Source organism: uncultured Microbacterium sp. (assembly GCF_945952435.1).
Classification (GTDB): domain Bacteria; phylum Actinomycetota; class Actinomycetes; order Actinomycetales; family Microbacteriaceae; genus Microbacterium.
Genome location: NZ_CAMFHZ010000008.1, coordinates 14,282 through 28,538, shown reverse-complemented (window position 1 = coordinate 28,538; position 14,257 = coordinate 14,282). Strand labels below are relative to the sequence as shown.

At 69.0% G+C, this 14,257-nt stretch carries 13 protein-coding genes; 12 read left to right on the top strand and 1 reads right to left on the bottom strand.

Annotated features, from left to right (window positions below):
* From rsmI to rsmA, 5 genes are all read left to right on the top strand, one after another.
* On the top strand, positions 1-816 hold the full coding sequence (gene rsmI / locus Q0P88_RS05850; RefSeq protein WP_295012054.1) for a 16S rRNA (cytidine(1402)-2'-O)-methyltransferase: 816 nt from the start codon (positions 1-3) through the stop codon (positions 814-816).
* A gap of 30 nt (positions 817-846) precedes the next feature.
* Positions 847-987, top strand: a complete 141-nt coding sequence (locus Q0P88_RS05845; RefSeq protein ID WP_295012052.1) for a hypothetical protein — start codon at positions 847-849, stop codon at positions 985-987.
* Between the two features lie 62 nt (positions 988-1,049).
* Positions 1,050-2,627: a methionine--tRNA ligase gene (metG, locus tag Q0P88_RS05840; protein ID WP_295012050.1), complete on the top strand. Its 1,578-nt coding sequence runs from the start codon at positions 1,050-1,052 to the stop codon at positions 2,625-2,627.
* Between the two features lie 10 nt (positions 2,628-2,637).
* Positions 2,638-3,546, top strand: coding sequence for a TatD family hydrolase (locus Q0P88_RS05835; RefSeq protein ID WP_295012048.1), 909 nt, complete (start codon positions 2,638-2,640; stop codon positions 3,544-3,546).
* Positions 3,547-3,618: 72 nt separating this feature from the next.
* Positions 3,619-4,461, top strand: a complete 843-nt coding sequence (gene rsmA, locus Q0P88_RS05830; RefSeq protein WP_295012046.1) for a 16S rRNA (adenine(1518)-N(6)/adenine(1519)-N(6))-dimethyltransferase RsmA — start codon at positions 3,619-3,621, stop codon at positions 4,459-4,461.
* Positions 4,462-4,587: 126 nt separating this feature from the next.
* Here rsmA and Q0P88_RS05825 read toward each other — a convergent pair whose 3' ends face one another.
* On the bottom strand, positions 4,588-5,268 hold the full coding sequence (locus Q0P88_RS05825) for a DUF998 domain-containing protein (RefSeq protein WP_295012044.1): 681 nt from the start codon (positions 5,266-5,268) through the stop codon (positions 4,588-4,590).
* Positions 5,269-5,489: 221 nt separating this feature from the next.
* Here Q0P88_RS05825 and mgrA point away from each other — a divergent pair, with 221 nt between their 5' ends.
* The 7 genes from mgrA to eno all read left to right on the top strand — a co-directional run bounded on the left by mgrA (position 5,490) and on the right by eno (position 14,252).
* A complete protein-coding gene (gene mgrA, locus Q0P88_RS05820; protein ID WP_295012042.1) occupies positions 5,490-6,557 on the top strand; it encodes an L-glyceraldehyde 3-phosphate reductase in 1,068 nt (355 codons plus the stop codon).
* Positions 6,558-6,561: 4 nt separating this feature from the next.
* Entirely contained in the window at positions 6,562-7,551 is a 990-nt protein-coding gene (locus tag Q0P88_RS05815; RefSeq protein ID WP_295012040.1) for a 4-(cytidine 5'-diphospho)-2-C-methyl-D-erythritol kinase, read from the top strand.
* A 100-nt stretch (positions 7,552-7,651) separates the two neighbouring features.
* Positions 7,652-8,665, top strand: a complete 1,014-nt coding sequence (locus Q0P88_RS05810; RefSeq protein WP_295012038.1) for a LacI family DNA-binding transcriptional regulator — start codon at positions 7,652-7,654, stop codon at positions 8,663-8,665.
* Between the two features lie 166 nt (positions 8,666-8,831).
* A complete protein-coding gene (mmsA, locus tag Q0P88_RS05805; RefSeq protein WP_295012231.1) occupies positions 8,832-10,352 on the top strand; it encodes a multiple monosaccharide ABC transporter ATP-binding protein in 1,521 nt (506 codons plus the stop codon).
* Between the two features lie 77 nt (positions 10,353-10,429).
* Positions 10,430-11,677, top strand: coding sequence for a multiple monosaccharide ABC transporter permease (gene mmsB / locus Q0P88_RS05800; RefSeq protein ID WP_295012227.1), 1,248 nt, complete (start codon positions 10,430-10,432; stop codon positions 11,675-11,677).
* Positions 11,678-11,736: 59 nt separating this feature from the next.
* Entirely contained in the window at positions 11,737-12,852 is a 1,116-nt protein-coding gene (locus Q0P88_RS05795) for a sugar-binding protein (protein WP_295012036.1), read from the top strand.
* Between the two features lie 119 nt (positions 12,853-12,971).
* Entirely contained in the window at positions 12,972-14,252 is a 1,281-nt protein-coding gene (eno, locus tag Q0P88_RS05790) for a phosphopyruvate hydratase (protein WP_295012034.1), read from the top strand.
* Positions 14,253-14,257: the final 5 nt, after the last annotated feature.

The window sequence follows — 14,257 nt, the reverse complement described above, 5'->3', positions numbered from 1 at the left end:
GTGATCATCCTCGCGGCCACTCCGATCGGCAATCTGGGCGATGCGTCCCGGCGACTCGTCGAGGTGCTGGAGGAGGCGAAGACGGTCGCCGCCGAGGACACGCGGACCACGCAGCGGCTGCTGCAGGCGCTCGGGATCGCGAACCGGCCGCGGCTGATCGCGCTGCACGACCACAACGAGAAGGTCAAGGCGGCCGAGCTCGCCGACCTGGCCGCGACCGAGGACCTGGTGGTGCTCAGCGACGCGGGTATGCCGACCGTGAGCGACCCGGGTTACGGGCTCGTCGCCGCCGCGGTGGAGCGCGGCGTCACGGTCACGGCCATCCCCGGCCCGAGCGCGGTGGTCACCGCCCTCGCGATCTCCGGTCTCCCGACGGATCGGTTCGCCTTCGAGGGCTTCCTGCCGCGCAAGGCGGGGGAGCGGCGCTCCGCGCTGAGCGCTCTCGCCGCCGAACCTCGCACCCTCATCTTCTTCGAGGCCCCGTCGCGCCTGGCCGCGACCCTGGGCGACATGGCGGCCTCCTTCGGATCCGGTCGCCGTGCCGCGGTGTGCCGCGAGCTCACGAAGATGTTCGAGGAGGTCCGCCGCGGAACCCTCGCGGAGCTCGCGGAGTGGGCGGCCGACGGGGTGCGAGGCGAGATCGTCATCGTCGTCGAAGGGGCGACCCCGCGGGAGGTGTCGGCCGAGGACGCGCTCGCGGAGGTGCAGGCCCTCGTGGACCAGGGGGTGCGGCTGAAGGAGGCGTGCGCCGAGGTCGCCGCCGCGACGGGGCTGCGGTCGCGGGAGCTGTACCAGGCGGCGCTCGCCGCGCGCTGAAGCGGGAGCGGCGGCTCCGCCCGTGTGAGGATGAGCGCGTGGACGCCGCTGCTCGACGCGGCGGGCCTCACGGTGACGGAGTGCGAGCGCCGCGAGCGGGAACGCGGCGAAAGCGGCAGCATCCGCACGCACGGAGCGCTCGTCGCCCGGCGGCGGGCGGATCCGGACTGAACCGGCCTCGGGACGCCGTCATCGGAGAAACCGCCGTCTCCGTGCAGCCTAGAATCGAATCCATGCCCGCAGGCGAGTCCTTCTACATCACCACGCCGATCTACTACCCGTCGGACGTGCCCCACATCGGGCACGGCTACACCAGCGTCGCCGTGGACACCCTCGCACGCTGGCACCGCCAGGCGGGCGACGACACCTGGATGCTCACGGGCACGGACGAGCACGGCCAGAAGATGCTGCGAGCGGCGGCCGCCAACGGCGTCACCCCGCAGGAGTGGGTCGACAAGCTCGTCGCCGAGAGCTGGTTCCCGCTGCTGACCACGCTCGACGTCGCCAATGACGACTTCATCCGCACCACCCAGGAGCGGCACGAGCGCAACGTGCAGGTGTTCTTCCAGAAGCTCTACGACGCCGGGTACATCTACGCCGGCGAGTACGAGGCGCTCTACTGCGTGGGCTGCGAGGAGTTCAAACCGGAGTCCGAGATCGTCGACGGCACCGGCCCGTTCGAGGGCCTCAAGGTCTGCGCCATCCACTCCAAGCCGCTCGAGCTGCTGCAGGAGAAGAACTACTTCTTCAAGCTCAGCGAGTTCCAGGATCGCCTGCTCGAGCTCTACAAGACCGAGCCCGATTTCGTGCGTCCCGACTCGGCCCGCAACGAGGTCGTCTCCTTCGTGTCTCAGGGGCTGAAGGATCTGTCCATCTCGCGGTCCACCTTCGACTGGGGCATCCCCCTGCCGTGGGACACCTCGCACGTCATCTACGTCTGGGTCGACGCGCTCCTGAACTACGTCACCGCGGTGGGCTACGGCGCGGACGAGGAGACCTTCGAGCGGAGGTGGCCGGCCTATCACGTCGTCGGCAAGGACATCCTGCGCTTCCACGCGGTGATCTGGCCGGCCATGCTCATGGCCGCGGGCCTCGACGTGCCGAAGGGCGTCTTCGCCCACGGCTGGTTGCTCGTCGGCGGCGAGAAGATGTCGAAGTCCAAGCTCACCGGCATCGCGCCGACAGAGATCACCGATGTCTTCGGCTCGGATGCGTACCGGTTCTACTTCCTGTCCGCGATCGCCTTCGGCCAGGACGGATCGTTCTCCTGGGAGGATCTGTCCGCCCGCTACCAGGCGGAGCTCGCCAACGGGTTCGGCAACCTCGCCTCGCGCACGATCGCGATGATCGAGCGGTACTTCGGTGGCGTCCTGCCGGCCGCGGGGGAGTACACCGAGCAGGATCTGGCCGTGCAGCGCCTGGTCGCGAAGGCCGCCGCCGACGCGGATGCGGCCGTGGAGCGGTTCCGGATCGACGAGGCGATCGCCGACGTGTGGACCATCGTCGACGCGCTCAACGGCTACATCACCGAGAACGAGCCGTGGGCGCTCGCGAAGGACGAGGAGCAGAAGGAGCGTCTGGGCACCGTGCTCTACACCTGCGCCGAGGGACTGCGTGCTCTCGCCGTGCTGCTGTCCCCCGTCATGCCGCAGGCGACCGCCACGCTCTGGGGCGCGCTCGGGGCGGATGCCGCGCTCGGCGCGCTCACCGCGCAGCCGATCCGCGACGCCGGGCGCTGGGCGCAGCTCCCGGCGGGCACGTGCGTGCAGACCCTCGCACCGCTCTTCCCGCGCATCGAGGCGACGGCCTGAGCGCACGCCCATGACGCCCGAGAGCATCCCCGAGACCTACGTGCGCGAGCGCGCCACGAAGGGACGCGCGGATCTCACCTATCCGCCGCTGCCCGAGCCGCTCGCCGTCGGCGTGTACGACAACCACTGCCACCTGGAGATCGCCGACGGTCCCACGGGCGACGAGGGGTACGAGTCGCTGACGCTCGTCGAGCAGCTGGACCGCGCCGCCGAGGTCGGGATCCTCGGGGTCGTGCAGGCCTCGGGGGACGTCGAGTCCTCGCGCTGGGCCGTCGCGGCGGCGGAGGCGGATCCGCGCGTGCTCGCGGCCGTCGCGATCCATCCGAACGATGCGCCGACCTATGCCGCGGCCGGACGGCTCGACGAGGCGCTCGCGGTGATCGACGAGCTCGCCGCGCATCCGCGCACGCGCGCCATCGGCGAGACGGGCCTCGACTACTTCCGCACCGAGGCGGAGGGGCGCCCGGCGCAGCACGATTCGTTCGAGGCGCACATCGCGTTGGCCAAGAAGCACGGGATCGCGATGCAGATCCACGACAGGGACGCGCACGAGGACGTCCTCGCGACGCTGGCGCGGGTCGGCGCTCCCGCGCGTACGGTGTTCCACTGCTTCTCGGGAGACGCGGACATGGCCCGGACGTGCGCCGAGGCCGGGTACTACCTGTCGTTCGCCGGCAACGTCACGTTCAAGAACGCGCAGAACCTGCGCGACGCGCTCAAGGTCGCCCCGCGGGACCGCATCCTCGTGGAGACGGATGCGCCGTTCCTCACGCCGACGCCGCTGCGAGGACGTCCGAACGCGCCCTATCTGATCCCGATCACCCTGCGCTTCATGGCGGCGGAACTCGGGATCGACGTGGCGGAGCTCGGCGCGCAGATCGCCGCGAACACGCTCGCGGTCTACGGCTCGTTCGCCTAGCGGGACCGCCCTCCGACGGCCCGCCGCGCCCCCGGATCCGGGGAACGATGATCGGTGGGGGAGAATGGTCAGATGACCGTCTCCCTGCTCGGCGCCGCCGAGATCCGCCGGCTCGCGGCCGACCTCGACGTGACGCCGACGAAGAAGCTCGGCCAGAACTTCGTCGTCGACGCCAACACCGTGCGCAAGATCGTGCACGCCGCCGAGGTGCAGCCGTCCGATCGGGTCGTGGAGATCGGTCCCGGCCTCGGATCGCTGACCCTGGCGATCCTGGAGACCGGAGCCCGGGTGACGGCGGTCGAGATCGATCACCGTCTCGCGGAGCGGCTGCCGCACACCGCGCGGGACCGGGGCGTTCCCGACGGGGCGCTCACGGTCGTCGACGCGGACGCGATGCGGGTGACCGAGCTTCCCGGTACGCCGACGGTGCTCGTGGCGAACCTGCCCTACAACGTGTCCGTGCCGGTTCTGCTGCACTTCCTCGAGACCTTCCCCTTCCTGGAGCGGGGCGTGGTGATGGTGCAGGCCGAGGTCGCCGAACGCCTCGCGGCCAAGCCCGGTTCCAAGATCTACGGCGCGCCGAGCGTCAAGGCGGCCTGGTACGGCCCGTGGCGGCTGTGCGGCAACGTCTCGCGGCAGGTTTTCTGGCCGGTGCCGAATGTGGACAGCCTGCTGGTGGGCTTCCACCGCGATCCGGAGCCTCGGGGGACCGAGCAGGAGCGGGTGCGGACGTTCGGGATCGTCGACGCCGCGTTCAACCAGCGACGCAAGATGTTGCGCCAGGCGCTGTCGGGGATCTTCGGCTCCTCCGCCGAGGCATCGGCGGTGCTCGAACGGGCGGACGTGGCGCCGACCGCACGCGGCGAGGATCTCACCGTCGAGGACTTCCTGCGCATCGCTCGGGTCGTGCCCTGACCGTTCCCTGGACATGCGTGTGCCCCCTCAAGAATTCGGGTTCCCGAGGGGGCACATCACTCGGTCCGGAGGGACCTCTTCGCCTCCCGAGTCCCCAGATCCCGGTCGACATCTCTCAGCTGAGATCTAGACGGTAGCACCCGAAGTCCTTGTCCCCCAAATGGGGGACAAAACAATTTGCTGAGAATTTGCTGAGAATGTGCGTGGCGCGACCGCGAAACGCCGTACCTGGGTCTCCAGGACATGAAGCCAGGTGATCACGACGCCGAACGCGAGTGCCTCGAAGATCGTCAGGGTGATGACGCCGCCGATGAGCGCGGCCATGCCGAGGACGAGCACGACGACCGCGGCGAGGGCGATGCGGTTGAGGAGAGGCGAGAGCCCGCGCAGGTGGATGCGGTGCATGAGGAGGAGCCCGGCGGAGGAGGCGAGGGCGCCGTTCGCCGCCCGCTCGTGTGCGAAGACGTTGAAGGAGAGCGGCAGCACGCCCACCAGGATCAGGCTCACGCCGAGCGCCGCGACAAGCGCCGGTACGACGGTCACCGCCCCCCGCGGAGCCCGGAATCCAGCGGGAGAAGCGCCCCTGAGGCCGATTCCGATGGGCACGGCGGTCAGGGCGATGACGGAGCCCGCGAGCATCATCCCGACGTTGAAGATCGCGCTCGAGTCGTCTCCGAGCGCACCCAGACGGCTGAAGCAGGACAGCCACCAGTTCGGATCCGAGCTGGTCAGCGCGGATGCAGGTATGCTTCCACACAGCACGCCGGCGGCGATCAGAACGAACGGGATGCGTCGGGTGCGCTGCATGAGGGATCCTGTCGCGGGGCGCTCATCGAGAGTCAGCCAACGGCAGGACCGCACTCGGGCGAGCGTTGATCGGGTAACGGAACGGGCTCGGTCCGCTTCCGCGAATAATATCGAACAGCCGGTATAACGGCGAGGGCTTGACGTGCGCGGAGGGCGCGCCGCAGGTGACGGAACCGCCCCCTCCTGGCCTCCGTGACGCTCCTCCCCGCTACCCTGGGACGGTGACCGAGCCGCGCTTCCGCCCCGACGTCCTCGACATCCACCGTCCCCACACCGCCGCCCCCGACCGGTACGACGGAGCACGCTTCCGTCAGGTCGGCACGTCCGGTCTGTACCTGCCCGCGATCTCGCTGGGCCTTTGGTGGAACTTCGGAGACAACGTCCCCCTCGACTCCCAGCGCACGCTCCTGCGCCACGCGTTCGATCGGGGGATCACGCACTTCGACCTCGCCAACAACTACGGCCCGCCCTACGGCTCGGCCGAGAAGAACTTCGGGCGTCTCTTCGCGGAGGATTTCCGGCCGTACCGGGACGAGCTCATCATCTCGTCCAAGGCCGGCTACGACATGTGGCCCGGTCCCTATGGCGACCTGGGCAGCCGCAAGTACATCCTCGCGAGCGCCGAGCAGTCGCTGACGCGCATGGGACTCGACTACGTCGACATCTTCTACTCGCACCGGGTGGACCCGGTGACCCCGATCGAGGAGACGGTGGGAGCCCTCGACACGCTCGTGCGGCAGGGCAAGGCGCTCTACGTGGGGATCTCGTCCTACAGTGCCGAGCGCACCGAGGCGGCGGCCGACGTGGCGCGCGAGCTCGGCACGCCTCTCGTGATCCACCAGCCGTCCTACTCGATCCTCAACCGCTGGATCGAGGACGGCCTGACCGAGACGCTGCGCGAGGAGGGCATGGGGGCGATCGCGTTCACTCCGCTCGCGCAGGGTCTGCTCACCGGCAAGTACCTCGCCGACGGATCCGCCGAGCGGTCCCAGAAGCGCGGATCCCTGCCGGACGCGCCGGTCAGCGACGAGGGCCTGGCCACGCTGCGGGCGCTGAACGAGGTCGCCCGCGAGCGCGGGCAGAGCCTCGCGCAGCTCGCTCTGCAGTGGGTGCTGCGAGACGGCGTCGTCGCCTCGGCGCTCATCGGCGCCTCACGGCCCGCTCAGCTCGACGAGAACCTCGCGGCGCTCGACGCGCCGGCGCTCTCCGCCGAGGAGCTCGCCCGCATCGACGAGATCGCGGGTGCGGGGCTCGACGTCAACCTCTGGTCGATCTCCTCGGATCTCTGAGCCGATGAGCAATGCGGGGGAGTGGGCGGGCGAGCGCGACGACGCCCAGCCCGTCGCGCGCGTGCATGTGCGCGCGCCGGGCAAGGTCAACCTGTTCCTGGGCGTCGATGCCCCGGACGAGGACGGCTACCACCCCCTGTCGACGGTGTTCCAGGCGGTGTCGCTGTACGAGGACGTGGTCGCGACCCCCGCGGACGACGTCACGGTGAGCGTGTCCGGTGTCGCGGATCCGTCGACCGTGCCGCTGGACGATCGCAACCTCGCGCTGCGTGCGGCGAAGCTGCTCGCCGTCGCGACCGGGTTCGACGGAGGCGTGCACCTGGAGCTGCACAAGACCGTGCCCGTCGCCGGGGGGATGGGCGGAGGATCGGCGGACGCCGCGGCCGCCCTTCTGGCCTGCAACGAGCTGTGGCGCACCGGGCTCTCGCACGAGCGTCTGCACGCGCTCGCGGCGCGTCTCGGAGCCGACGTGCCGTTCGCGCTCATGGGCGGCACCGCGGTCGGGTCCGGACGCGGCGACGTGCTCACCCCCGCGCTCTCCCGAGGGCGCTACGAATGGGTGCTCCTCGTCGACGACGAGGGACTGTCCACACCGGCGGTGTACCGCGCGTTCGACGAGATCGCCGCCGAGGACCGTGCCTCCTCGGACGAGGCGGAGCTCGCGCGGGCGCGCCGGATCGATCCCGTCCAGGTGCCCCCGGAGTTCTTCGAGGCGCTGCTCTCGGGGGACGCTCTGCGGCTGGGCGGACACCTGCGCAATCAGCTCGAGGCCGGATCCTTCCGCCTGCGGCCCGCGCTCGAGTCGACGCTGGAGCGCCTCGCCGCGGACGTCGTCGGCGGGATCGTCTCGGGCTCTGGACCGACCCTCGCGCTGCTCTGCGACACCGCCGAGTCGGCGGACGCCCTCGCCGAACGTCTGCGCGGGGAGGGTCGCACGGCCCTGCGCGCCCACGGGCCCGTGCGCGGGGCGCACGTGGTCTCGGCGGCCGACTGAGCCGCCCTCGCCCCGCGCGACGTCGTCTCCCTCTGCGTGACGACGCGGCGCGGGGCATAATGGTCTCACCCGTGTGACCGTGCACATCGAGGAGGAGAGCATGTCCACTCCCTCCGAGCGCGCCCGGATGCCGAGCATCAGGGATGTCGCACGGCTCGCCGGGGTCTCGCACCAGACCGTGTCCCGAGTCCTCAACGATCACCCGAGCATCCGGCCGGAGACGAAGGAGCGCGTGCTCGACGCGATCCGGGTCCTGGACTACCGCCCGAACGTCGCTGCCCGGGGCCTTGCGACAGGGCGTTCATCGACGCTCGGGATCCTGTCCGCCACGACGGGGGAGTTCGGCCCGACGTCCTCGATCGCGGCGATCGAGGACGCGGCGCGCGCGGAGGGGTACTCGGTCAGCACGCTGAACCTCCCGGACACGACGCCGGAGGCGATCGGCCATGCGGTGCGCCAACTGGTGGGCGAGTCCGTCGACGGCATCGTCGTGCTCGCTCCGCAGGTGCGGGTCTTCCACGTGCTGCGCGGCATGGCCGTCTCCGTGCCGTTCGTCAGCCTGCAGACGGCCTCCGGGTCGGACGGGGTGAGTCATTCCGCGGATCAGCTCGCCGGTGCGCGCATGATCACCGAGTACCTCATCCGCCTGGGACACAGCGACATCCTGCATCTCGCGGGCCCGCAGGACTGGATCGAGGCGGAGTCGCGCATGCGCGGCTACCTCGACGCGATGCGCGATGCCGAACTGCCGCCGATCCCTCCCATCCGCGGCGACTGGACCGCGGACTTCGGGTATTTCGCCGGACAGGAGCTCGCCCGACGACGCGATTTCACCGCGGTCTTCGCGGCGAACGACCTCATGGCGATCGGCCTCATGCACGGCTTCCGCGACGCGGGGCTGCGGATCCCGGTCGACGTCAGCGTGGTCGGCTTCGACGACGTCCCCGTCGCCGCGCACGTCGCTCCGCCGCTCACCACCGTGCATCAGGACTTCCCCGAGCTTGGCCGCAGGGCCGTGCGGATCCTGCTCGCCCAGCTCCGCGGGGAGGACGTGCCGGTCTTCGGCCCCGCGGTCCCCGTGCTCTGCGGGCGCGAGTCCGCCGCGTCACGGTAGGGACACGAAAGCCCGAAGAGCACTTGACAGTGCTCCCGCGGCGGATGCACCATGTAACGCGATGTGAACGGTAACATTGAGCCGTCACATCGAACGGACTGGAGATCGAAGGAGATCCGTGAGCGAGACGACGTCGTTGCCCACCGTGGCCGGCCCCATCCTCGAGATGAGGTCGATCACGAAGGAGTTCCCGGGGGTGAAGGCCCTTTCGGACGTGTCGATCACCGTCCGCACCGGCGAGGTGCACGCGATCTGCGGCGAGAACGGTGCGGGAAAGTCCACGCTGATGAAGGTGCTCTCGGGGGTGTATCCCTACGGCACCTACGACGGCGACATCCTGCTCTACGGCGAGGAGCAGCGCTTCAAGGACATCGCGGCCAGCGAGCAGGCCGGCATCGTCATCATCCATCAGGAGCTCGCCCTCATCCCCGAGCTCTCGATCGCGGAGAACATCTTCCTCGGCAACGAGATCCGCCGTGGCGTGGCGATCGACTGGACCGCGCAGAAGCAGCGCACGGTCGAACTGCTCGCCCGTGTCGGGCTCCGCGAGGATCCCGACACCCAGGTGAAGACTCTCGGGGTCGGCAAGCAGCAGCTCATCGAGATCGCGAAGGCGCTCAACAAGGACGTCAAGCTGCTCATCCTCGACGAGCCGACCGCCGCGCTGAACGAGAACGACTCGCAGCACCTGCTCGACCTGATCCTGGGCCTCAAGGCCAAGGGCATCACGTCGATCATCATCAGCCACAAGCTCAACGAGATCGAGCAGATCGCCGACGAGATCACGATCATCCGCGACGGACGCACGGTCGAGACCCTCGACATCTCGCGCGGCGAGATCAACGAGGACCGCATCATCCGGGGCATGGTGGGCCGCTCGCTGGAGAGCCGCTACCCCGACCGCACGCCCGAGATCGGCGACGTGTTCTTCGAGGTGAAGGACTGGTGGGTGCGCCACCCCTCCGTCGCCGAGCGCATGGTCGTGAAGGGCTCCAGCATCCAGGTGCGCCGCGGCGAGGTCGTCGGGATCGCGGGGCTCATGGGCGCGGGGCGCACCGAGTTCGCGATGAGCATCTTCGGCCGGTCGTACGGGCAGTTCCTCTCCGGCACGATCGTCAAGGACGGCCAGGAGATCGTGATCCCCGACGTGAAGTCGGCGATCAAGCACGGCCTCGCCTACGTCAGCGAGGACCGCAAGGTCCTCGGCCTCAACCTGCTCGACTCGATCAAGCGCTCGATCGTCTCGGCGAAGCTGTCGAAGATCGCCCGCCGCGGCGTCGTGAACGGCCTCGAGGAGACGCAGGTCGCCGACCGTTACCGCAAATCCCTGCGCATCAAGACGCCCACGGTCGAGCAGGGCGTGGGGACGCTGTCCGGCGGGAACCAGCAGAAGGTCGTCCTGGCGAAGTGGATGTTCACGGACCCCGATCTGCTGATCCTCGACGAGCCGACCCGCGGTATCGACGTCGGCGCCAAGTACGAGATCTACGCGATCATCAACGAGCTCGCCGCGCAGGGCAAGGGCGTCATCGTCATCTCGAGCGAGCTGCCGGAGCTGCTGGGCATGTCGGACCGGATCTACACCGTCTTCGAAGGCCGCGTGACCGACTGCCTGCCCGCATCCGATGCCACCCCGGAGGCGCTCATGCGCAGCATGACCTCCCTGACCCAGAAAGCCTCCGCATGAGCACCACGATCGCTCCCACGCCCCCGAGCACCACGCCGACGCCGGAGGAGGGCTTCCGCTTCCGCGACATCTCGAAGATGATGGGCGGCGGCCAGTCGACGCTGCGCCAGTTCGGCATCCTCGGATCCCTGGTCGTCATCATCCTGATCTTCCAGGTATGGACCGGCGGCCTCACGCTGTCCCCGGGCAACCTGATCAACGTCGTCAACCAGTACTCCTACATCCTGATCCTCGCGATCGGCATGGTGATGGTCATCATCATGGGGCACATCGACCTGTCGGTCGGATCGGTCGCGGCGTTCGTCGGCATCGTCGTCGCCAAGTCGATGGCCGATTGGCACTTCCCGGCCTGGGCCGCGGTGCTGCTCGGCCTCGGCCTCGGCGTGATCGTCGGCGCCTGGCAGGGCTTCTGGGTCGCGTTCGTCGGCGTCCCCGCGTTCATCGTGACGCTGGCGGGCATGCTCTTCTTCCGCGGTGCGAACCAGTGGGTCGGCCAGTCCACCTCGGTGGCGGTGCCGACGGACTTCCAGTTCATCGGCGCCGGCTACCTGCCCGAGCTCCCCATCGCCCTGCCGTTCAACGTGCTCACGATGGTGCTCGCGCTCCTCGCCGTCATCTGGGTGATCGGCTTCGAGTTCTTCCTGCGCCGCTCGCAGGCGAAGGCGGGCAGCGAGGTCGCCCCGGTCTGGGTCAGCATCGTCAAGGTCGTGATCCTCTCCGCGCTGATCCTCGTCGCCGGCTACCAGTTCGCGTCGGGTCGTCCCGGGACGAGCTTCCCGATCTCCGGCATCATCCTGCTGGTTCTCGTGATCGTCTACACCTTCGTCACGCGCAACACCGTCTTCGGCCGTCACCTCTACGCCGTCGGCGGCAACCGCCAGGCCGCGCGCCTGTCGGGGGTGAAGGACCGCTGGACCGACTTCTTCGTGATGATGAACATGTCGGTGCTCGCCGCGGTCGCCGCGATGATCTACGTGGCCCGCGCCACCGCTTCCGGCCCTCAGGACGGCAACGGCTGGGAGCTCGACGCGATCGCGGCCGTGTTCATCGGCGGCGCGGCGGTCTCCGGCGGCATCGGCACCGTGATCGGCTCGATCATCGGTGGTCTGGTCATGGCGTTCCTGAACAACGGCATGGCGCTGCTCGGCTTCGGTGCCGACATCGTCGCGATGGTCAAGGGACTCGTCCTGCTCCTCGCCGTCGCCGTGGACGTCTGGAACAAGCAGCAGGGCCGTCCGTCCCTCACCGGCTTCATCACCCGTCGGTTCGCCCGCAAGGAAGAGCCGTATCCGACCTCCGCTTCCGGCAACGCGAGCGGGAAGTAGGGGAGGGGGATCGCCCTGCGCGGTTCCTCCCTGCACACACCAAGAGAGAAAGAGATCACATGAAGAAGATCCTCCTTACGGCGACAGCGCTTGTCGTCGCGGGTGCCTTCGCCCTCACGGGGTGCTCGTCGTCCGAGCGCGGCGGCACGCCCGCCGCGAGCGGCGACGCCAAGGGCTTCGCGAAGGACGCGAAGATCGGCGTCGCCCTGCCCGACAAGACCAGTGAGAACTGGGTGCTCGCGGGCAAGCTGTTCAGCGACGGTCTGACCAAGGCCGGCTTCAAGCCGGACGTGCAGTACGCGCCGGCCAGCAACACGGTCGCGGAGCAGCAGAACCAGATCCAGGCCATGGTGACCGGCGGTGCGAAGGTCATCATCATCGGCGCGAAGGACGGCAAGCAGCTCTCCACGCAGGTCAAGGCCGCGCACGACGCGGGCGCGACGGTGATCGCCTACGACCGTCTGATCGAGAACACCGACGCGGTCGACTACTACGTCGCGTTCGACAACTTCAAGGTCGGACAGCTGCAGGGACAGGCCCTGCTCGACGGTCTCGCCGCGCGTGCGGGCCACCCCGCGCCGTACAACATCGAGCTGTTCTCCGGCTCGGCCGACGACGCGAACTCCGCGGTCTTCTTCAAGGGTGCGATGGACGTGCTCGAGCCGAAGATCAAGGACGGCACGCTGAAGGTCGTCTCGGGTCAGACCGACATCACCCAGACGGCGACGGACGGCTGGAAGGCCGAGAACGCCCAGCGCCGCATGGACGCGATCCTCACCGCGAACTACAGCTCCGCGACGCTGGACGGCGTGCTCTCGCCGAACGACACGCTCGCCCGCGCCATCATCACCTCGGCGCAGCAGGCCGGCAAGCCCGTTCCGGTCGTCACCGGTCAGGACTCCGAGGTCGAGTCGGTCAAGTCGATCATGGAGGGCGTGCAGTACTCCACGATCAACAAGGACACCACGCTGCTCGTGCAGCAGGCGATCAAGATGGTCGAGCAGCTGCAGAAGGGCGAGACGGTCGACGTCAACGACACCAAGTCGTACAACAACGGCGTCAAGGTCGTCCCGGCCTACCTGCTCAAGCCGGTCATCGTGACCAAGGAGAACGCCGAGGAGGCGTACGCCAACGTCCCGAGCCTGCTCGAGATCGTCAAGTCCTACAAGAAGTAAGACGTCACACCCTGGAAGGGGTCGCCGGGCGGTGCTCGCCCGGCGACCCCTTCTCGTTAGACTGGGCGGCGGACCGACGTCGTTCCGATCCTCTTCTTCCCGACGCAAGGAGCACTTCCGTGGCACTGATCGAGGCTGTAGGCGCACGCGAGATCCTGGATTCCCGTGGCAACCCGACCGTCGAGGTGGAGGTGCTCCTCGACGACGGCATCGTCCAGCGCGCGGCCGTGCCGTCCGGCGCGTCCACCGGCGCCTTCGAGGCGTACGAGCTGCGCGACGGCGACAAGAGCCGCTACGGCGGCAAGGGCGTGCTCAAGGCCGTCGAGGCGGTCATCGACGAGCTGGGTCCTGCGGTCGAGGGCGTCGAGGCCAGCGAGCAGCGCATCGTGGACGAGATCCTCATCGATGTCGACGGCACGGACAACAAGAGCCGCGTCGGCGCCAACGCCATCCTCGGCGTGAGCCTGGCCGTCGCCAAGGCCGCGGCCGACTCGGCCGATCTGCCGCTGTTCCGCTACCTGGGCGGCCCGAACGCGCATCTGCTGCCCGTTCCGCTGTTCAACGTCATCAACGGCGGCTCGCACGCCGACAACGGCATCGACATGCAGGAGTTCTTCCTCGCGCCGATCGGCGCCGACACGTTCTCCGATGCCCTGCGCTGGGGCACCGAGGTGTACCACGTCCTCAAGGGCGAGCTGAAGTCGGCGGGCTTCGCCACCGGCCTCGGCGACGAAGGCGGCTTCGCCCCGGACCTGCCCAGCAACCGCGAGGGCCTCGAGTTCCTCGTCAAGGCGATCGAGAAGGCCGGCTTCACGCCCGGCACCGACATCGCGCTGGGTCTCGACGCCGCCGCCACCGAGTTCTACAACGACGGCGTGTACCGCCTCGACGACAAGGACTGGGACGCGGCATCGCTCACCGACTACTACGTGAGCCTGGTCAAGGACTTCCCGATCGTCACGATCGAAGACGCCCTCGCCGAGGACGACTGGGACGGCTGGAAGGCGCTCACCGAGAAGCTGGGATCGCAGATCCAGCTCGTCGGCGACGACCTGTTCGTGACCAACCCGGAGCGTCTGCAGAAGGGTATCGACCTCGGGGTCGCGAACTCGCTCCTGGTGAAGGTGAACCAGATCGGAACGCTCTCCGAGACGCTCGACGCGATCAGCCTCGCGCACCGTTCGGGCTACACGACGATGCTCTCGCACCGTTCGGGCGAGACCGAGGACACGACGATCGCCGACCTTGTCGTCGCGGTGAACTCCGGTCAGATCAAGAGCGGCGCGCCCGCCCGGTCCGAGCGGGTCGCGAAGTACAATCAGCTTCTGCGCATCGAGGAGGAGCTGGGCGACGCGGCGGTCTTCGCCGGGCGTTCCGCCTTCCCGCGTTTCAAGGGCTGATCAGC